This window comes from Streptomyces sp. NPDC087845 (assembly GCF_044742755.1).
In the GTDB taxonomy this organism is placed as follows: domain Bacteria; phylum Actinomycetota; class Actinomycetes; order Streptomycetales; family Streptomycetaceae; genus Streptomyces.
On the sequence record NZ_JBIUVC010000006.1, the window covers coordinates 395,566 to 414,626 of the forward strand.

Annotated in this window: 15 protein-coding genes; 3 read left to right on the plus strand and 12 right to left on the minus strand. The window is 71.3% G+C overall.

What is annotated here, in order from left to right:
• Nucleotides 1-6: 6 nt before the first annotated feature.
• On the plus strand, nt 7-1,551 hold the full coding sequence (locus tag ACIOMQ_RS18555) for an NAD(P)/FAD-dependent oxidoreductase (RefSeq protein WP_362198741.1): 1,545 nt from the start codon (nt 7-9) through the stop codon (nt 1,549-1,551).
• Nucleotides 1,552-1,554: 3 nt separating this feature from the next.
• On the opposite strand, the gene ACIOMQ_RS18560 is transcribed toward ACIOMQ_RS18555, so the two are convergent.
• From ACIOMQ_RS18560 to ACIOMQ_RS18610, 11 genes are read right to left on the minus strand one after another with little or no spacing between them, the layout of a single operon-like run.
• The gene (locus tag ACIOMQ_RS18560; RefSeq protein ID WP_362198744.1) at nt 1,555-2,535 is read right to left on the minus strand and encodes an acetylxylan esterase; all 981 of its coding nucleotides are present in this window, start codon (nt 2,533-2,535) and stop codon (nt 1,555-1,557) included.
• A 4-nt stretch (nt 2,536-2,539) separates the two neighbouring features.
• A complete protein-coding gene (locus tag ACIOMQ_RS18565) occupies nt 2,540-4,963 on the minus strand; it encodes a polysaccharide lyase 8 family protein (protein ID WP_402127894.1) in 2,424 nt (807 codons plus the stop codon).
• A 10-nt stretch (nt 4,964-4,973) separates the two neighbouring features.
• Entirely contained in the window at nt 4,974-6,128 is a 1,155-nt protein-coding gene (locus ACIOMQ_RS18570; protein ID WP_362198750.1) for an SGNH/GDSL hydrolase family protein, read from the minus strand.
• On the minus strand, nt 6,116-7,195 hold the full coding sequence (locus ACIOMQ_RS18575) for a DUF1565 domain-containing protein (protein WP_402189532.1): 1,080 nt from the start codon (nt 7,193-7,195) through the stop codon (nt 6,116-6,118). Before ACIOMQ_RS18575 ends, ACIOMQ_RS18570 begins: the two co-directional genes overlap by 13 nt.
• On the minus strand, nt 7,192-7,794 hold the full coding sequence (locus tag ACIOMQ_RS18580) for a DUF624 domain-containing protein (RefSeq protein ID WP_362198756.1): 603 nt from the start codon (nt 7,792-7,794) through the stop codon (nt 7,192-7,194). The genes ACIOMQ_RS18575 and ACIOMQ_RS18580 overlap by 4 nt, the downstream gene beginning before the upstream one ends.
• Before the next feature lie 2 nt (nt 7,795-7,796).
• Nucleotides 7,797-9,782 (minus strand): hypothetical protein, encoded by a 1,986-nt coding sequence (locus ACIOMQ_RS18585; protein ID WP_402189535.1) that lies wholly within the window; start codon nt 9,780-9,782, stop codon nt 7,797-7,799.
• A gap of 3 nt (nt 9,783-9,785) precedes the next feature.
• Nucleotides 9,786-11,576 (minus strand): heparinase II/III family protein, encoded by a 1,791-nt coding sequence (locus tag ACIOMQ_RS18590; protein WP_362198762.1) that lies wholly within the window; start codon nt 11,574-11,576, stop codon nt 9,786-9,788.
• On the minus strand, nt 11,564-12,328 hold the full coding sequence (locus tag ACIOMQ_RS18595) for an SDR family NAD(P)-dependent oxidoreductase (protein WP_362198765.1): 765 nt from the start codon (nt 12,326-12,328) through the stop codon (nt 11,564-11,566). The genes ACIOMQ_RS18590 and ACIOMQ_RS18595 overlap by 13 nt, the downstream gene beginning before the upstream one ends.
• 44 nt (nt 12,329-12,372) lie before the next feature.
• Entirely contained in the window at nt 12,373-13,296 is a 924-nt protein-coding gene (locus ACIOMQ_RS18600) for a carbohydrate ABC transporter permease (RefSeq protein WP_401269216.1), read from the minus strand.
• Nucleotides 13,283-14,251 carry a carbohydrate ABC transporter permease gene (locus tag ACIOMQ_RS18605; protein WP_401940243.1) on the minus strand — a complete coding sequence of 323 codons (969 nt, stop codon included), beginning with the start codon at nt 14,249-14,251 and terminating at the stop codon, nt 13,283-13,285. Before ACIOMQ_RS18605 ends, ACIOMQ_RS18600 begins: the two co-directional genes overlap by 14 nt.
• Before the next feature lie 12 nt (nt 14,252-14,263).
• Nucleotides 14,264-15,532, minus strand: a complete 1,269-nt coding sequence (locus ACIOMQ_RS18610) for an ABC transporter substrate-binding protein (RefSeq protein WP_401269212.1) — start codon at nt 15,530-15,532, stop codon at nt 14,264-14,266.
• 226 nt (nt 15,533-15,758) lie between these two features.
• Between ACIOMQ_RS18610 and ACIOMQ_RS18615 the strand changes: the two genes are divergently transcribed.
• The gene (locus ACIOMQ_RS18615) at nt 15,759-16,856 is read left to right on the plus strand and encodes a LacI family DNA-binding transcriptional regulator (RefSeq protein ID WP_362198777.1); all 1,098 of its coding nucleotides are present in this window, start codon (nt 15,759-15,761) and stop codon (nt 16,854-16,856) included.
• A gap of 142 nt (nt 16,857-16,998) precedes the next feature.
• Here the strand turns inward: ACIOMQ_RS18615 and ACIOMQ_RS18620 are convergent, their stop codons facing one another.
• Nucleotides 16,999-17,865: an EamA family transporter gene (locus ACIOMQ_RS18620; protein ID WP_362198780.1), complete on the minus strand. Its 867-nt coding sequence runs from the start codon at nt 17,863-17,865 to the stop codon at nt 16,999-17,001.
• A 62-nt stretch (nt 17,866-17,927) separates the two neighbouring features.
• Here ACIOMQ_RS18620 and ACIOMQ_RS18625 point away from each other — a divergent pair, with 62 nt between their 5' ends.
• Nucleotides 17,928-18,782: a MurR/RpiR family transcriptional regulator gene (locus ACIOMQ_RS18625; protein ID WP_402189538.1), complete on the plus strand. Its 855-nt coding sequence runs from the start codon at nt 17,928-17,930 to the stop codon at nt 18,780-18,782.
• Nucleotides 18,783-19,061 lie beyond the last annotated feature (279 nt).

Sequence of the window (19,061 nt, forward strand, 5' to 3'; positions counted from 1 at the left end):
AGGGCCATGCGCGCACCCGACAGCTTTGACGCAGTGATCGTGGGCGGTGGCCACAACGGTCTGGTCGCCGCCGCCTACCTCGCCCGCGCCGGACAGTCCGTCCTGGTCCTGGAACGCCTGGCCACCACCGGCGGCGCGGCCGTCTCCACCCGGCCCTTCGCCGGGGTCGACGCCCGGCTGTCGCGCTACTCGTACCTGGTGTCCCTGCTGCCGCGGAAGATCGTCCGCGATCTCGGCCTGGACTTCGCCGTACGCAAGCGGACCGTCTCCTCGTACACCCCGACCGTGCGCGGCGGCCGCGCCACCGGGCTGCTCGTCGGCGGGGACCGCACCCGGGACTCCTTCGCCGCGCTCACCGGGTCGGACCGGGAGTACGAGGCGTGGCAGCGCTTCTACGGCATGACGCGGCGCGTCGCCGAGCGGGTCTTCCCGACGCTCACCGAACCCCTGCCCGCCCGGGACGCGCTGCGCGAACGGATCGGTGACCGGGAGGCATGGCGGGCGCTCTTCGAGGAGCCCATCGGCGTCGCCGTCGAGGAGAACTTCCACGACGACCTCGTACGCGGAGTCGTTCTCACCGACGCCCTGATCGGCACCTTCGCCGACGCGCACGATCCGTCGCTGCTCCAGAACCGCTGCTTCGTCTACCACGTCGTCGGCGGCGGCACCGGTGACTGGGACGTGCCGGTCGGTGGCATGGGTGCCCTCACCGACGCCCTCGCCGGGGCCGCCCGCGCGGCCGGGGCGGAGATCCGGGTGCGGCACGAGGCGACCCGGATCGAGACCGACGGAACCCGGGCCGAGGTCACCGTCCGCTCACCCGGGGCCGAATGCGTCGTCGCGGCCCGCCAGGTCCTTGTCAACGCCTCGCCGCAGGCGCTCGCCGCCCTCCTCGGGGACGCGCCGCCCGCCCCGGCCGAGGGCGCCCAGCTGAAGGTGAACATGCTGCTCACCCGGCTGCCCCGGCTGCGTGACCGCACTGTCGACCCGCGCGCCGCCTTCTCGGGAACCTTCCACATCGCCGAGGGGTACGGGCAGCTCGCCGACGCCTACCGGGACGCGGCGGCGGGCCGGCTGCCCGCCGCCCCGCCGTCCGAGATCTACTGCCACTCACTGACCGACCCGTCGATCCTCGGACCCGGCCTCGCCGCCCGCGGCTACCAGACCCTCACCCTCTTCGGCCTGCACACTCCCGCCCGGCTCTTCGCCGCAGACAACGCGGCGGCCCGCGCCGAGCTGCTCACGGCCACGCTCGCCGAACTCGACGCGCACCTGGACGAGCCGGTCGCCGACTGCCTGGCACGCGACGAGAACGGCGAACCCTGCATCGAGGCGAAGACCCCGCTCGACCTCGAACAGGACCTTCGGCTGCCCGGCGGCCACATCTTCCACGGGGACCTCGCGTTCCCGTACGCCACCGGCTCCACCGGGCGGTGGGGGGTGGAGACGGCGCACGCCAATGTCCTGCTGTGCGGGGCGGGCGCCGTCCGCGGCGGCGGGGTCAGCGGAGTCCCCGGCCACAACGCCGCGATGGCGGCGCTGGGCCGGTGACCGTCACCGCTCCCGGCCGAACACGCCCCGCAGCGCGTCGAGCTTGCGCGGCAGGTCGTACTCCGCGCCGCCCTCGTGCCCGTTGTACGTGAACACCTCGATCTCGGCCGGACCCGCGTAGCGGTGATAGGCGGCGAACACCGTGGACGACGGGCAGATCCGGTCCATCAGACCGACCGAGAACCACGCCGGGGCGGTCGCCCGCGCCGCGAAGTTGACCCCGTCGAAGTAGGACAGCGTCTCCATCGCCTCGTCGATCCGGAAGCGGTGCCCGGACAGCCAGCGGGCGATCTCCGCGTACGGTCCGGAGTCCGTGATCTGCGAGGCACGCCGGTAGTGGCAGAGGAACGGCACATCGGCGACGGCCGCCACGACGTCGTCCCGCAGCCCGGCCACGGCGAGTGCCAGCCCGCCGCCCTGGCTGCCGCCGAGCACCGCCAGCCGTGAGGCGTCCACCGCCGCATGGGCCTTCGCCGCGTCCACCGCCCGCACCGCGTCCGTGATCAGCCGCCGGTAGTAGTGGCGCTGCGGGTCCTCGATGCCCCGGGTCAGGAAGCCGGGGGAGGAGGAGCCGTGGCCGTCCGGGCCGATGTCCGGGGTGTCCGCGGTGTGCTTGCCGCCGCCGCCCTGGCCCCGGTTGTCCATCACCAGATGCGCGTACCCCAGTGCGCTCCAGGTGAGCCAGGAGTACGGGATGCCCCGGCCGCCGTTGTAGCCGATGTACTGCACCACGGCGGGCAGCGGCCCCGAGCGCGCCTTCGGCAGCAGCAGCCACGCCTTCACCGGCTGCCCGCCCCAGCCCCGGAACGTCACGTCGAACACGTCGACGGTCGCGAACCCGGCGTCGTACGGGACGAATCCGGCGTCCAGTGGGTGCCGGGCCGTTTCCGTGAGTGTCTTCTCCCAGAAGGCATCGAAATCGGCCGGCTCCTCCGGTTCCGGCCGGTAGTCGCGCAGCCGGTCCAGATCCATGTCGAACAGCAAGGGTCTAGCTCCTCTTCAGGGTGAGGTTGAGGGTCGCCCCGTGGCGGCCGGTGGTGTCGGCGGTGATCCGGATGCCGTCGCCGGTGGGGGCGGCGCTCACGCCGGGGTCGGCGGAGACGACGGTCAGACCGCGCTGGGCCAGGTCCAGCACGACGGAGGACCGCAGCTGCGTCGGGTCGGACAGCGACACCTTCACCGTCTTTCCGTCCGGTCGTACGAGCACCGAGGCGGGACCGTCCGACGTCAGGTCCTGCGCGGTGCCGGCGGTCCAGAAGTTCGCCGCGACCAGCCCGTCCGCGCACCGGCGTACCGCGTGCACCGCGGTGGAGCGGGCGATCGGTTTCACCGGGGGCGCGGACGCCCACTGCTCCGTACGCGCGGCGGAGGCCGCCGGGGCCTGCAGCCAGAAGTAGCCGGCTTCGCCCGGCGCGGCGCCGTGGTCCTGCCACAGCGTCAGATACGGGCGGGTGACCGGGGTGTCCGTGCCGTACTTGAGGTTGATCTCGCGCCAGGTCGCGGTGCGGTCCTCGCGCAGACCGTGCAGCGTGGCGGGCTCGGGGAAGATGTAGCCGCCGGTTCCGGCGACGTGCAGCCACCGCACCTCGTCGAGCCGGGCCGACCAGCCGGTGCCGGCGGGCGCGGCCGTGCCGTTCACGAGCAGGGCCGCCTGCGGGTCGCGGAGCTTCCGGTTCTCCACGACCGTCTCCACCGTGCCCGCGTCGGAGGTGATCCCCGAGCCGACGCACGCGATCACGTCGTCCAGGCAGAACCAGCTCTTCAGCCCGTGCAGCGAGCTTCCGTACGCGCGCAACTCCATGCCGTACGCCCCGAGCGTCGTTCCCGGCAGCGCCGTGCCGCCCGCCCAGTCCGCCGTGCTGGTGGTGCGCTGACCCGCCGCGTCCGCGGGCCGCCCGGCGATGACGGTGGTGCCGGGCAACCGGGTCGGGTCGACGGTCGGCCAGTAGTCCTCGCTGTAGTGCCCGAGGTCGTCGGTGTAGAGGAGGACCATGCCGTCGGAGAGGTGCCAGGCGTGCAGGTTCTCGTTCTGGATCGACTCGTAGTTGTAGATCCGGGACGAGTACGCGGAGATGCCGAGCGCGAAGGACGGCCGGTGATGCGCCGCCTTGTCCATGCGCGGGTGCTGCTTGTGCGCGACCAGCGGTCCGCGCGCGGGGACCGGGGAGGCGATGGCCTGCCGGGCGGCGACGAGCGAGGCGAGGTCGGTGACGGCCAGGAAGTCCCGGTAGGTGTCCTCCGCGATCCACTGCTTGACCAGGGCGGTGAACCGGTCGGCCGTCTCGCCGGGGAAGCTCGGGATCAGCCGCACCACGGCCTCGATGACCGTCTGCGCCGAGACGTGGCCCTGCTTGCTGGGGCGGGCGATCTCGCGCCCGCACACCGAGGCCATCACGTCGCCGCGGGCCAGCAGCGGGTCGAAGCCGTCGTCGACCCAGGTGCGGACGTTGCCGAGATCGGGGTCGGTGACCGTCCACGCCGTACCGGCGAGGAGGTTCAGCAGCCGGGAAAGGTTGTTGAGCAGCTCCTTCCCGTACCCGCCGTTGTACGGGTGCTTGTAGTGCTGGAGGAACGAGCCGTCGGAGTAGAAGCCCTCGCCGGTGCCCTCCGCCGCCGCACTGGCGTCGTTGAAGGCGAGGACGCTGTTGGCACCCGAACCCTCCACGTCCGAAAGAGCGTCACGGACCCGGGCCAGATCACCGCCGTTGCCGGTGAGCACGGCATTGACGGCGACGACGGTGGAGATCCACACCCGGTTGGCACCGGTGGCGATCTGCCGGTCGGCCCGCCAGAGGTTCGGGTCGGGCGTGTAGTGCCGGACGGCCGTGGTGATCCGGCCCAGCCGCTCCGTCCCGAGCGCGTCGTACAGCAGCACGGCCGCGTCGTTGAGGGCGAGCGCGGAGCCGATCTCCCAGTCCCAGTCGTTGTCGAACCGGGTGTGTCCGGGGCCGTACCGGTTCGTCAGCATCCAGTCGAGGCCGGCCAGCAGCAGGTCGCGCAGGGCGGTGTCCGCGTACTGGGGAGTGCCGGGGACGGCCCACGCGGTCGCGACGGTGGCGAGCCGTTTGAACGACGTCGTGACGTGGTTGGAGAGCGTGGTGCTGGTCAGATCGGGGAACAGCCCGTCGGTACGCGTCGGGTCCAGGCCCTTGACCGAGGTGGTCGCCGCCTTGCCGATCCTGGCCACGGCCGCGGCGATCTGCGGGTCCGTCAGGTCGAGACCGGGGCCGCCGGTGAGCAGGGTGTGCCACCGGCTGCGGAGGGAGGCGGCGTCGTCGACGGCGGTGTCCCCGGCAGCCGCGTGCGCGGTGGCCGCGCCGAGTGTGAACGGCAGGGCGGCGGCCGCGCCGAGCGCCGCCGCCCCCGCGAGAACGGTGCGCCGGGTGGTGCCCGGGGTGGTTGCTGGGTTCATGATGCGGCCCTCACAGAAGGTGTCGGCGGTCGACGGCCGCGGCCAGCGCGGCGTGACCGGCGGGGTTGGGGTGCAGTCCGTCGCCGCTGTCGTACGCGGGCAGCATCCGCGACGGGTGTTCCGGGTCGCGCAGGGCCGCGTCGAAGTCGGCGACGGCGTCGAAGACCCGGCCCGTCCGTATGGCGGCGTTGATCTGCTGCCGTACCGTTTCCAGCTCCGGTGTCCAGCGGGTCCAGCCCTCGAACGGGGTGACGGTCGCGCCGACCACCCGCAGTCCGGCGTTCCGGGCGCGCAGCACCAGCTGCCGGTAGCCGGCCAGGACGCGTGCCGGATCCGTCTGGCTCGGCGGCTGCTGGAGGTCGTTGACGCCGAGATGGACGAGTACGGTCCGCAGCCCCGGGAGCGCCAGCACATCGCGGTCGAAGCGCGCCTGTCCGCTCGGCCCGAACCGGGCGTCGTCCAGCAGCACCCGGTTGCCGCTGATGCCGAGATTGGCGACGGCCGAACCGGGCAGCCGCCGGGCCAGCTGGTCGGGCCAGCGGAGATCGGTGTCGTCCGGTGTTCCGACGCCCTCCGCCATCGAGTCGCCGAGCACCGCGACCACCGGCCCGTGGGCGCCCGTCACCTCGACGCCCGTCAGCAGGAACACCGATGTGGTGCGCACGCCGTCGACGGAGTGCGAGGCATGGGTGTTGCGGTGGAAGGACAGCGGCCCGGTGGGGCCGGGGAGCCGGGTCTCCACCGTGAGAGCCGCCGCCTCGGTGGTACGCAGACCGGCGACCGGGTCACTGGTCAGCGAGGCGCCCGCGGCGAGCCACGCCTGCCGCCGTCCGCCGAACGTCACCGGCCGCCCGCCTGCCGTCACCGGGCCGATCAGGACCGGGACCGTGCCGAAGGCATGCCCGTACCGCAGCCGGACCGCTCCGCCCGCCGACAGCCGTACGCCGGCGGTGAACGTGCCGTCGGTGAGCCCGGCGCTCGCCACCGCGTCGGCGGCGGTCGGCGCGGTCTGCGCGGTCGCCCAGGACGTCGCCCAGCGCGAGCGGTTGCCGCTGTCCGCCCCGGCGGCCCGGGCCCCCGGGGCCGTCGCGGCGACGGCCGCGAGACCGGCCGCCGCCGTCAGCACCCCGCGTCTCGCGGGTCCGCGCCGGATCACTGGGGGCACGCACCGGTCGGGTCGTACTCGCTGCCGTAGGTGCCGACCGCGTCGCCGCCGGTGTTGCCGCTCATCGTGTTGGTGCACACCGGACCCTGCGGGGTGCGCATGAACTTGATGCCGCCGCCCGCGTTGCCGGTGATCGTGTTGCCGTAGACGCTGGTACCGATGCCGTCGGTCGCGGCGTCGCCGCCGAGCCGGATGCCCGCGCCGACGTTGTCGTGAATGGTGTTGTAGCGGAAGATGTTGCCGTTGCCGCGGGCGTCGAGCCCGCCGGAGCTGGAGTCCTTCTGGCCGCTGCAGTCGTTGTACTCGACGTAGTTGTCGGTCGAGTTCTCCTTCACGTCGACGCACTCGTTGCCCTGGGTGGCGATGGTGTTGTGGTGGATGCGGTTGTTCCTGCTGATGTCGGGGGCCGCGTCCGGGGCGCCGTTCGTGCCCTGCTGCTCGGGGGCCGTGCCGAGGTAGATGCCCTCGCCGTTCTTGCCGCCGCCGCCGAACTTGAAGTCGTTGACCCCGCAGTTGGTGATCGTGTTGCCGGAGATGTCGGCGCCGGTCACCAGATAGCGCACCCGCAGGCACTCGTCGGCGGCGTTCTTCAGCGTCAACCCGGTGATCCGCAGACCGCCCACACCGTTTCCGGGGGTCGTGCTCATGACATAGATGAGTTTGAGGCGGTACCCCGACACATCGGTGGACGACCCGTGCAACCCGTCCACGGTGAAACCGCTGAGCGTCGTCGAGTCGTGCCGCACCTGGACGATCCGGGCGTCGCCCGCCCCCTTCACCACGGCGTTCGACGGGCCGGTGATGGTGACACCGGCACGCTTGGTCACGACGTCCTGCTTGTACGTACCGGCGGCGAGGTTCACCACCGCGCCCGTCGGCGCCAGATCGACCGCCTGCTGGATCGTGGCGAGCGGGGCGCCCGCCGACGTACCGGCGTTGGAGTCGCTGCCGGACGGCGACACGTAGTACGCGGTGGCGGCTTCGGCGGCCCCGGACGCCGGGGGGAAGGCGAGCGGGGCGCCGACGGCGAGTGCGGCGACGAGAGTGGTGCGCAGTACACGGCTCATGAGGTGTGCCTCCTGGGGTCTGCGAAGGACAGAGCGAGCAGTACGGGAATGCTGGGGCCGAGGAGCAGGGGGCCCAGCGGTACGACGAGGGAGAGCAGCGCGGCGGAGATCACCGCGCCGAGCAGTGCGGTGCCGCGGGCCGCCGACCCGAAGCCGAGGACCAGCGCACCGCGCGACCAGACGCGGACCGTGCCGTGCGGCGACCGGCCGGCCTCGGCCGCGAGCGCCACATGATGGATGACCAGCGCGGCCGCGATGCCCACCTGCGCGGCGAGCAGTACGAACGTCCACGGCTCCGAACGGCCCAGCAGATGGACGATGTTGGCGGTCAGGACGAGCCCCGCCGCGGTGGACGCCAGGGAGTGCCGCCACAGGGCACGCCAGTACCGCGGAAACGCGGTGAACGCATGGGTGAAGCAGCGGCTGTCACCCTCCGCCCGCCACCGCTGCAGGGCGTGCCCCATCGCGGCGAGCGCCGGCAGCCAGGTCACGACACCGAGCGACAGCACGGCGAACGCGGCTCCGGCGGCCGCCGGGTAGGCCACGAACTCCAGCCGCCGCAGCAGCGTCGGCCAGCCGGACGAGAGGGTTGCCTGCATGATCAGCCGACCTTTCCTGTGTACGGCTCCGGGACATCGAGCAGCAGGCGGCCGTCCAGCTCCAGCCGGGTGGCCGCCACCACGTACGGGGCGCAGCCGTCGCCGCCGAGAAGCACCGCCGCCGCGTCTGCCACGACGCCCGTGGTGCGGATGCGACGGGCGGCGGGGGAGAGGAGCACGGTCTCCCCTTCGAAGGCCACGCCCTCACCCTCCGCACACACGACCTGCTCCGCGGCGACCGGTTCGGCGCCCGGGGTGATCGCGGTGAGAAAGAGACCGTGCGACGAGCGCGCGGTTGTCGCACGGAGCGTGTGCAGCGTGCGGGTGAGGCGCAGCTCCGGCGTGCTGGACGTCGGATTGGCCTCGACCTCGGTGACCTCGGAGACGACCGAGGCGTGGTGCGGCGCGAACTGCCGCACCAGTGCCGAAGCCGTCCCGGACCGGATCAGCCGGCTGCCGTCCGGCTTCGGCTCGGTCGGACGGTCGGTCTGGAGCAGGAACGTCCACTCCCGTCCGGTGTCCGCCTCGGCGAGATCCAGCAGGACGAGCCGCCCCGACGGGGTGAACACCAGCGTCCGGTCCAGCCGCCGCACCCCCAGTCCGGGGTCGTACATCGCGGCGATCTCCGCCGTGGCGTGCGCCCAGCCGCAGTCGGGGGTGACCAGTACGTCACGCTGCCGGGCCTGCCGCTCGTACGGGAGGTCCTTGTAGACGTGGTACCGGTCCTCGTCCGCGTATCCCTGCCCGTCCACCAGCAGCAGGTTGTGGTGCGCGGCCCGCTTGCGGTTGCTGTAGCCCTCGTCGACCGCGAGGAACGCCCCCTGGGAGACCAGCACGAACGAGCCCGAATCGGGGTGGTGGTGCCCCTGGTCGAGGGTGTCCCAGCCCCGCTCGGCCCGGTGTTTCGCCGATGTCTCCCATGCCTTGTGGCCACCGCCGGGGCTCGCCTTGAACGAGACGAGCGTGGCGTCGTCGTCCCATCCGGTACGGGCCGCGAGCAGACCCAGATCCGGAAAGAACGCCCTCGTCCGGGTGGGGCGGGCACCGGCCAAGGACGGGTCGTACCAGAGGTATTCGAGGTAGGCCTCCGGCAGGATCCCCGGTCGCACCCCGCTCTCCGCGGCCTCCTGCCACAGCAGTTCGCCCGAGGCGAGATCGCCCATCCACTGCGCCTCCGGGATGCCGTACTGGGCCGCGAGACGGTAGTACAGGCCGGCGCTGTGCCCACTGCGCCGGTCGTGGCAGTCGCCGTGGTCGACGTTGAACGTGAAGCCGGGGGCCATCTGGTGCAGCCGGTAGTCGAAGGTGCGGGAGAGGAATCCGCCCCGCCCCCACCAGTCGATGCCCTCCGCCTCCTGGAGGAGGTCCAGATGGATGGCGAGGAAGGGCACGCCGTAGCGCCAGTAGACGACGCCCTCGGCGTGCGAACCGTCCTCGGGCATCAGGTCGAGTACCGTGCCGAGGTTCTCCTTGGCGCGCTCGGTCCACTCCTCCTTGCCCAGCACGTAACCGGCCGTCGCCAGACCCGCGTAGCAGATCCAGTTGTGGTTCTGCCAGTACGACGACGACCACCAGCCGCCCTCGCTCGCCACGGCGTACTCGTACATCCGCCGCCCCTGGAGGAGCAGCTTGTACCGCAGCAGCGCCCGCACCCCGTCCGGCAGTTCGTCACCGATCCACCGGTACGCGAGTGACAGATGGTGCAGCAGCCAGCCGGCGTCCAGATCGTGGTCCGGCATATGGGCCCTGCCCCAGTGCGGCAGCCGCACCGCGGCCTCGATCCAGCGCCGGCTCTCCGCCAGATGGGCGGGGTCGCCGCCGACCCGGTGGGCCAGCGCCGGGTTGGAGGCGGCCGGGCCCAGCCAGGTGATGCTGGCCAGGGGGTGCGTACGGGGCGGGGTCAGCCCGCGGTGGCGGGCGGCCTCCTCGTACAGCCGCACCTCCTGCGCGGGGCGCGGGCCGGGCGGCGGGGTCGCCGAGAGCAGCAAGGGTCAGTCCTCCGTCCGGAAGCGCGCGGTGCTGCCGTCGGTCAGTGCGACCGTCAGCACCCCGTCACCCTCCAGCTGTACGCCGGTCACCGCGGGGCCCGCCGAAGCCGCCTGATACACCGAGGCGAAGGTGATCCGGTCGGCCTCCGCGGTGAAGTCGACCCGGGTACGCACGCGCTGTGGATCGTCGGCCGGACCGGGGCCGGGCCGGGTGACCGGACGCACCGACCGTCCCGGGGTGTGGGTGTGCCAGCCGTGCAGGGTCTCGTCGCCGTACCAGGTGGTGCGCACCGGACCCGCGGCCTGGAGCTGGATGTCCAGCGCGACGCCGGGGCGCAGCTGCGCGGTGAACCGCCGTGTGTCCTCGGCGCTCACGGTCAGCAGATCGACCAGATAGCTGCCGCCGAGGACGAGCCGGCGCACCGCACGCACACCTTCGTACGCGGTGGTCGCCCCGGCGGTGACGGACGAACCGTCCGAGTCCAGCAGCTGCCCGGCGCACTCGGCCTGTTCCGCGCCGTTTGCCCGGAACGCGGGGTGTGCCTCCGTCGACGCGTACAGGTCACGGAACTCGGCGTGTGCGTAAGGCACTTGACCGGGATCGGGCTGCCACGGAGTGGTGTCCCCGTACAGATAGAGGGACAGCTTGTCGCGATGCCCGTGCGAGCCGCCGTGCGGACCGAAGTCCAGCAGTGCGTGGACGCCCGCGTGGTGGAGCACCGCGTATCCGGCTGTCGGGAACACGGTGACGGGGTCGGGCGCCGGCCGCTCCGGCAACGCGGGCCCCGCGAACCAGCCGCCCAGCTCGCGGTCGAGCCCGTCGTCGTGCGCGCCGAGCTCCTCGCGGGCCCGGCCGGCCACCGCTTCGAGGGCGGGGGAGGGGATCAACTGCTGGACCAGCGCGACCAGTTCGAGCCACTCCAGGGCGAGCGGGCCGCGCAGATACGGGCCGTCGTGCAGCGCGGGCAGGATGCCGCCCGGCGTGGCGATCGCTGCCAGGACATCCGTCATGCCGGCCAGCACGTCCACCACATCGGACGGAACGGCCGCGGGGTCGCTGCCCCGCAGCGCGAGCAGCGCGGCCCGCAGCACGAACCCGTGGTAGTAGGTGCTGCCCTCCCACTCCCAGCCGTCGTCGGCGACCGCGACCCGCAGATGCGCGTACAGCCCGTGGTCGCCCTCCAGCCACCGCCTGCCACCGTCCCACTCCCGGCCACGCGCCGCGGCGGCGGCCCGGCTCGTCGCCACGCCGGCGGCGTTGAGCCACGCGGTGTAGTTGGAGGCGAGACGGCCCTGACCGGTGAGCACGTCCCGGGCGTCGAGCGCCGCCTGCTCCAGGTCGTCGAGGAGCGGCAGCACCGCCGCCAGGTGTTCCGTGGAGTCCTCGGCGAGCGTGATCACGGTGTGCCCGATGGTGACCGCCCAGATGGCGTCGGTCAGCGCCTGGTGGAAGAGGCGGCCGCGGAGCATCCAGGTCTGGGCCTCGCCGTGCCGCTCGGTGGCGAGCTCCGCGTACAGACCGGCGTACTCGACGAGCCGGGCCACGGCCTCCGCGCGCTCGCCCCGGTGGGCGAGCACCCGCAGATGCCGCGCCCACGCCTGGTGCGACAGCACCAGCCAGGCACCGCGCACCGCCTCGTCGTCCACCCGGCAGCCGTACGCGCAGCGCGCACCGCCCGCCGGGAAGACCCCGGCGAGCAGATCACCGTGGTCGAGCTCCACGCCGTGCGCCGGGCAGACGTACGCGTGCCACCAGCCGCCGCGCTCCCGGGCGATCCTCCTCAACGCGGCCACACGCCACCGTCGATGTCCACCGTGGTGGCGGTGAGGAAGCCGGACGACGGCGACGCCAGATGGACGACCGCGGCGGCGACGTCCTGCGGGGTGCCGGCCCGGCCGACCGGGATGCCCGCCTCCATCGCCTGCTGTGCCTCGGGCGCCGTGAACGTGTCGTGGAAGGCGGTGCCCTTGATGAAGCCGGGTGCGACGGTGTTGACCGTGATGCCGGTGCCGCCGAGCTCCTTGGCCAGGCCCTTGGTGAAGCCGCGGATCCCGGCCTTGGCCGCCGCGTAGGCGACCGAACCGGGGCCCCCGCCGTTGTGCGCGGCCAGCGAGGACATGGTGATGATGCGCCCGGCCGACGACTTCGTCAGGTGCGGCAGCGCGGCCCGCACGGTGCGGAACGTCGACGTCAGATTGGTGGAGAGCACCTGCTCGAAGTGGTCGTCGGACATCTCGGCGATCGTGGCCCGGCCGATCAGATGGCCCGCGTTGCAGACCAGGACGTCCAGACCACCGAGGAAGCCGGTCGCCTCCTCGACGAGCCGGTTCACCTCGGCGGTCACGGTGGCGTCCGCCTTGAACGCCTTCGCCCTGCGGCCGAGCGCCTCGATGGCGGAGACCGTCTTCGCGGCCTCGTCGGCGGAGGAGTGGTAGTGGACGGCGACATCGGCGCCGGCCTCGGCAAGAGCGACGGCGATGGCGCGGCCGATTCCGTGGCCCGCCCCTGTCACCAGCGCGCAGGAGCCATTGAGATCAGCAGACATGGAGTGGAAACCTTTCGATAGCCGGCCGCTCGGACCGGAACCGGTCACTTGAGACCGGCGGTTGCGAAGCCCTGCACGAAATAGCGCTGGCCGATGAGGAAGAGAACGACCATGGGAAGGGTGGCCAGGGTGGTGCCGGCCATCAGGAAGTGCCACTGGGGGCCGTTCTCCGTCTTGAAGACGGAGAGTCCGACCTGGATCACCCGCAGGCTGTCCGTACGGGTCACCAGCAGCGGCCAGAGGAAGTTGTTCCACGACGCCTCGAAGGTCAGCAGCGCCACCGTGGTGAGCGCGGGCTTGACCTGCGGCGTCATGATCCGGGCGTAGATCCTGAACTCGCCCAGACCGTCGAGCCTGGCCGCCTCCTCCAGCTCCACCGGGAGATCGAGATAGAACTGGCGGAAGAGGAAGACGGCGAACGGGGTGACGGCACCGGGAACGATGAGCGCCCACCAGGAGTCGAGCCAGCCGCTGCCGCCCTGGCCGAAGATGTCGTTCCCGCCGGCCAGCGGCATGAAGCGGACGATCAGGAACTCGGGCAGCACCTTGGTGTACGTCGGGATCATCAGTGCGGCGATGAAGAGGTAGAAGATGACCTCGCTGCCGCGGAACCTGATCCGTGCCAGCGCATACCCGGCCATCGACGCCACCACCACGTTGATCGCGGTGTGACTGAACGCGATGATGAAGCTGTTGCGCGCGTATGTCGCGAACGGCGCAGCCTTCAGCGCGTCGAGGTAGTTCCCGAATTCCCAGTGCTCCGGGAGGATTCCGGCATCCTGCGAGGCGATCTCGACCGGAGTCTTGAGCGAGGTGAGCACCATCCAGACGAACGGCGCCACCATCAGCAGCGAGACGACGGTGAGTGTCAGATAGAGCGCGATCCGGCCGGCGGACAGCGGTCTGCCGTTGGCCCGGGGCCGGGCCTTCTTCGCAACCCCCGGCCTCTGCAGCTCAGTTGTGGCCACGGGTGCCTCCCATGATCCGCCGGTTGACCAGGGTGAAGCCCATCAGCAGCACGAACAGCACCAGTGACTGCGCGCAGGCGTAGCCGACGCGGAACTCCCGGAAGGCGGACTTGTAGATCTCGAACGTCATCATCGTGGTGCTGTTGGCCGGGCCGCCGTCGGTCAGGATGTAGATCTGGTCGAACGCCTGGAATGCGCTGATCATCGACGTGATGAGCACGAAGAACGTCGCGGGCTTCAGCAGCGGCAGGGTGATCGAGAAGAACTGCCGCACCTTGGACGCGCCGTCCACCGAAGCGGCTTCGTACAGCTCCTTCGGCAGGGACTGCAGCGCGGCCAGATAGATGAGCATCTTCATGCCGATGCCCTGCCAGATGCCGACCAGGATCACTGACGGCATCGCCCACGAGGTCGAGGCGAGCCAGGCCGGGCCGTCGATCCCGAGGAACGACAGCAGTGTGTTCAGCAGACCGTTGCCCGGGTTGTAGATCCACAGCCAGACCAGTGCGATCGCGACGGTCGCCGTGACCTGCGGCAGGAAGACCGCGGTACGGAAGATGCCCCGCGCCTTGAGACCCGTGTGCAACGCCAGGGCCACGAGCAGCCCCAGCATCATGCCGAACGGGACGGTGAAGAAGGTGTAGACGACGGTGTTGACGATGGACTTGCGGAAGACCGCGTCGCCCATCATCTCCCGGAAGTTGTCCAGGCCCACGAACTGCGGCGCCGTCAGCACGTCGTACTTCGTGAAGGCCAGAACCACCGACGCGACGACCGGCAGGCCGATCCAGAGCGAGGCGTGCAGCAGCGCGGGCGCCACCATGAGCATGCCGGCGCGTTGCCTGCGGCGCCCCGGTCCCGTCGGTGCGCGGCCGGTGGGCTTCTTCGCGACCGGATGCCCGGCCGGGGAAGGAGGCGGCGCGGGCCGTGCTTTCAATGCGGATGTCGCTCCCACAGTGACGGGTCCTTACATCCGGCCGATGGCGGCCTCGGCGAGCCGGCCGAGTTCCGCGATGGCGTCCTTCGCGGACTGGTTGCCCACGATCGCGGGTTCCAGCGTGGGCTTGATCTTTTCGCGGATCTCCATCCAGGCTGCGGTGCCGCCTTCGGAGCACGCGTCGCCCATGCTCTGCAGGGAGAGGTCGACGAACTTGTTCTCCTTCACATAGCCGGTGTCGCTGAGGTCCTTCAGTCCGGGCACCGAACCGCGCTGCTTGGCCGCCCCGAGGATCGACTCCGGCGAGGCGAGGTATTCGACGAGTGCGCGGGCCGCCGCGGGATGCTTCGAACTCGCGGACTGGGTGACGAGGGTGCCGCCCTGGAGCATCGCGGGCCTGCGGTTGGCGAGGACGAACGCCCCGAGCCTGTCGTCCTTGATCAGTTCCGGTGCCTGGTCGCCGACCTGCTTCCACAACGCGCTGGTCGTCATCATCATCGACGCCTTGCCGGTCTGCACGTTGGTCGGGGCGCCGAGGTCCGTCTTCTTGGCGTAGGAGGCGGAGCCGTCCTTGACGAGGTCCTTGAAGAACTGCAGCGCCTCGACCCCGCGGGCATCGGTGAACAGCACCTTCTTGCCGTCCGCGCTGAACAACTGGCCTCCGTTGGCGAAGAGGAAGGCCTCCCAGCACTGGCGCAGTTCGATGGAGAACGGGTCGAACCCGATCCGGCCGTCCCTGGTCAGCTGCTTGGCCACGGCTCGCAGTTCGGCCCAGTTCGCCGGGGTCTTCTTGATCCCGGCCTCGGCGAAGTGGTCCTTGCGGTAGACGACGATGCGGGTGTCCAGGACGACCGGCAGGGCGTACAGCTTGCCGTCGTACCGGGACGGCTCCAGCACCCGCTTCTCGTAGTCGTGCGCGGTGGCGAACCTCTCGGGCAGCTCGGCGATCGCCTTCTTCGCGGCGAACGGCGGGATCCAGCCCACCCCCATCATCAGCACATCGGGCAGCAGCCCGCCCGCGAGGCCTGTGGTGATCTTCTCGTTGAGCTGCGTGTACGTGGTGTAGTCCACGTTCACCTTGACGTCCGGGTACTTCTTCCGGAACCCGCCGAGGATCTCCTTCTCCAGCAGCTTCTTGCCGTCGGCACCCTCATAGATCGGGGTGAGCAGCGTGATCTCACCTTCGGCGGGGCCGTTGGCGGAGCCGGCCGCCGAAGTGCCGGTACCGCACCCGCTGAGGGCTGCGGCAGCGGTGCCGGCGCCGATGGCGGCAAGCAGCGACCGTCTTTTGAGTTCCATGGGACACCCCTTTTGAGGTGGAGGCTGTGGATCGATCCAGCGATGACATCCCGGCCATGGCTGGGAAGCGCTGGTAAATCGATGCACTGATGCTAGGAACGCCTTCAGAGAGACGTCAACAGCTGATGCACATGAATTTTCGGGGATGTTAACGGGTGTACCGGTCAACAGGGTTCAGTAAATCGATACACTGATAGGGTCAGACTGGTTCCGAACCGGAGGTGGCATGAGCGGGGTAACGATCCATCAGGTCGCGGAGGCCGCGGGGGTCTCCGCGAGCACGGTCTCCAACGTCCTCAACGGGCGTACGGACCGCATGCAGGCGGCCACGCTGGCCCGCGTGGAGCAGGTGATCGAGCAGCTCAGCTACCGGCCCAACCGCGCGGCCCGGATGCTGCGCACCGGCCGCATCAAGGTCATCGGTCTCATCGTGCCGTCCGTCGCCAACCCCTTCTGGGGGGCGCTCGCCCGCGAGCTGGAGGCCATCGCGCTCGCCGAGGGCTATCACGTACTGCTCTGCAACAGCGAGCGTGATCCGGCTCGTGAGCTCAAGTACGGCGAGGAGCTGCTCGCGGACGGGGTCAGCGGCGTGGTGCTCTGCTCCTCGCTGCCCTCGCTCGACCATGTGACGCCGCTGCTCAGCCGCGGACTGAAGATGGTCGCCTTCGACCGCACCGCGCAGGCGGGCGACCCGCCGTCGCTGGCCTCCATCAGTGTCGACAACGCGATGGGCGCGGAGCTCGCCACCCGCCATCTGGTCGAACTCGGCCACCGGCGGCTGGCGTTCGTCTCCGGCTCGGTCAACAGCGTCAACCGCCGCGAGCGGTTGCGCGGCTTCCGGGCCGCCCTGGAGGCGGCGGGCCTCGACCCGGCCGACGCGATCGTGTGGCCCGGCGCCGACACCGCGGAGTTCGGCGACAAGGACGCCGCCGAACTGGGGCGGAACGCGGCCAGGGAGCTCCTCGGGGGTCCGCGCCCGCCCACCGCGTTCGTCGCCATCAACGACATGTGCGCGATCGGGATCTGCCGGGGTGCCAAGGACGCCGGACGCAGCGCGGGGCAGGACGTCTCCGTGGTCGGCTTCGACGACATCCTCCTCGCCGACCTCTTCGAACCGCCGCTCACCACGGTCCGCCAGCCGCTGCCGGAGATGGCCGCGGAGACGTTCCAGCAGCTGCGGGCCCGGATCGACTCGGCCCCCGCGGCGGGACGGTCTCTGCTCATCCGGCCGAGGCTGGTCGTACGGGAGTCGACGGCCCCGGCGCCGACGTCGGCCGACGGGCCGGGCGTAGCCGGGCAGCGGGTGGCGGGCCGGTCGGCCTAGGGGCGCCGATGTTCCGGGTCCCGGGCCCCCGCCCCCGCCGCGCCGGTGAGGCATGCCGCGGCCGTGCCGCGTACGGGGAGTCGCCCTTCCGTGGCGGCGGCACGCGGGGTGTCCTGGGAGCGGTTCGCAGGAGGCGTCGCGCTCAGGGGTGGGCGAGTTCGAGAACGGTGATGCCGGCGAGGACGACCGCGCCGGCGGTGAGGCGCAGACGGCCGAAGCGCTCATGGAAGAGGAGCGTGGCGATCAGCGCCGCGATCAGGATGCTGGTTTCACGCAGGGCGGCGACGGTCGCCAGGTCGCCGTGGGCCTGGGCCCAGATGACGAGGCCGTAGGCGAGCAACGAAATGGCGCCGCCCGTCAGGCCGATCCCGCAGACCGGCTTGAGCTGAGCGAGCAGGGGGCGGCCGCGTCGGGCGAGTGCCAGCAGCGGCAGGACGGGGCCCTGGCACAGGAAGAGCCACGCGATGTAGCCGATCACGGTCTGGGACCGGTGGACCCCCGTGCCGTCGACGACTGTGTAACCGGCGATGACGACTCCGGTGGCCACCGCCGCGGCGAGCGCGGGCAGTTGGGCGCGCCGGGGCCACCCGTCCGCGAAGGCCAGGCCGGCCAGGCCCGCGGAGATCACCAGGACCCCCGCCATCTCGGCGGCGGTGAGCGGTTGGCCCAGCACGGTCACGGAGGCGACGGCCACGAGCAGCGGGGCGGTGCCGCGGGCCAGGGGGTACATCTGGCCGAAGTCCCCGAGCTGGTAGGCGCGCAGGAGGAAGAGCTGGGAGAGCACCTCCAACGCGGCGGAAACCAGAATGAACGGCCACGCCCCGGCCTCGGGTATCGGTGTGAAACAGACCATGACCGCCGCGCAGCCGGTGTACGCGAGGTTGATGAGGGTGAACCCGACGAGCTTGTCGGTGATGCGGTGGGCCATCGCGTTCCACAGGGCATGCAGAACGGCGGCACTGAGCACGGCTGCGGGCACAGCTGTGCCCGCAGGAAGGAACGAGGGCATGACGAAAGGGCTCCAGGCGGCAGCAGACTATCTGGAATGAGATTCCGCGCTACTCTAATCATATGGAACAGAATTCCGCCGATGCGTACCGGCTCGGCGCTCACGTACGGGCCAAGCTGCCGGAGCTCCGCGAGACCGAGGCCCGTGTCGCGCAGGTGATCCTCGACCAGGGGGCCGACCTCGTCGGGCTCAGCGTCAGCGACGTCGCCGCCCTGGCCGGAACCGCGCCGTCATCGGTCGTCCGCGCCTGCCAGCGCCTCGGCTTCCGCGGCTACCAGGAACTGAAGATCGCGGCAGCCCGCCAGGGCCCCACCCGCGCACCGGCACCGGACCCCCGCGACGACCCGGCCGCCCGCGCCCTGGCCGACACGATCCATGCCTCCCGCGAAGCCCTCGACGACCTCGCCACCACGCTGACCGCCGACCGGCTGCTCGCCGCGGCCACCGCGCTGAACGCCGCGCCTCGCGTCGTGGTCGCGGCGGGGGGCCTCTCCGCCGCCGTGGCCATCGACGCCGCCTACCGCCTGCGTGCCCTCGGGTGCATTGTCGACGCCCCTGCCGACGCCCTCACCGCTCAGCTCGCCGCCGCCCAACTGCCCCCGGGTGCGGTGTGCCTGGCCATCAGTCATACCGGCGCCACCCGCAGCACCGTCGACACCGCTCGCCGTGCCCGACATGCGGGGGCCGAGGTCGTCGGCCTCACCAGCTACGCACACTCGCCCTTGAGTGAGACCTGTACGCACACTCTCGTCGCCGGCGGGCAGGACCTCGTCTTCGGGCTGGAGACCACGGCCAGCCGGATCGCCCACCTCGTCGCCGTCGACGCGCTCATGCAGACCCTTCTCGCCCTTCGCGCAACCACGGCGCAGCAGACCCTCCGCCTCTCTGCCGACGTCACCGCCGACCACTCCTACTGACCCGGTCGGGGCTGTGAGTGCCGCCCGGCGGCGGGCAACGGCAACGCCGCACTTGGGCGCGTTACATATCTCCGTTGCAATCGGCGTTCTGAAACGACGTTGCGGTGAGGGTCGTGGCGTGAGGGCCGCCTCGGGGAGTGGAGTTTCCGTAGCCAGCGGCCTGCATCGTTACCGGCTCGACCGTTATTGATCCGTTACAGGCATTACAGTATGGCCGAAATGGATCTGACGTGTAACGTGCGGGCATCCGGTCGGCGGTGAACCAGCCGCACGGCAGTT

What these genes read in the sequence shown, in the direction of transcription:
- ACIOMQ_RS18610 (WP_401269212.1), bottom strand. Translation starts at nt 15,532, where the DNA reads ATGGAACTCAAAAGACGGTCGCTGCTTGCCGCCATCGGCGCCGGCACC.
- ACIOMQ_RS18615 (WP_362198777.1), top strand. Translation starts at nt 15,759, where the DNA reads ATGAGCGGGGTAACGATCCATCAGGTCGCGGAGGCCGCGGGGGTCTCC.
- ACIOMQ_RS18555 (WP_362198741.1), top strand. Translation starts at nt 7, where the DNA reads ATGCGCGCACCCGACAGCTTTGACGCAGTGATCGTGGGCGGTGGCCAC.
- ACIOMQ_RS18620 (WP_362198780.1), bottom strand. Translation starts at nt 17,865, where the DNA reads ATGCCCTCGTTCCTTCCTGCGGGCACAGCTGTGCCCGCAGCCGTGCTC.
- ACIOMQ_RS18575 (WP_402189532.1), bottom strand. Translation starts at nt 7,195, where the DNA reads ATGAGCCGTGTACTGCGCACCACTCTCGTCGCCGCACTCGCCGTCGGC.
- ACIOMQ_RS18595 (WP_362198765.1), bottom strand. Translation starts at nt 12,328, where the DNA reads ATGTCTGCTGATCTCAATGGCTCCTGCGCGCTGGTGACAGGGGCGGGC.
- ACIOMQ_RS18565 (WP_402127894.1), bottom strand. Translation starts at nt 4,963, where the DNA reads ATGAACCCAGCAACCACCCCGGGCACCACCCGGCGCACCGTTCTCGCG.
- ACIOMQ_RS18580 (WP_362198756.1), bottom strand. Translation starts at nt 7,794, where the DNA reads ATGCAGGCAACCCTCTCGTCCGGCTGGCCGACGCTGCTGCGGCGGCTG.
- ACIOMQ_RS18625 (WP_402189538.1), top strand. Translation starts at nt 17,928, where the DNA reads ATGGAACAGAATTCCGCCGATGCGTACCGGCTCGGCGCTCACGTACGG.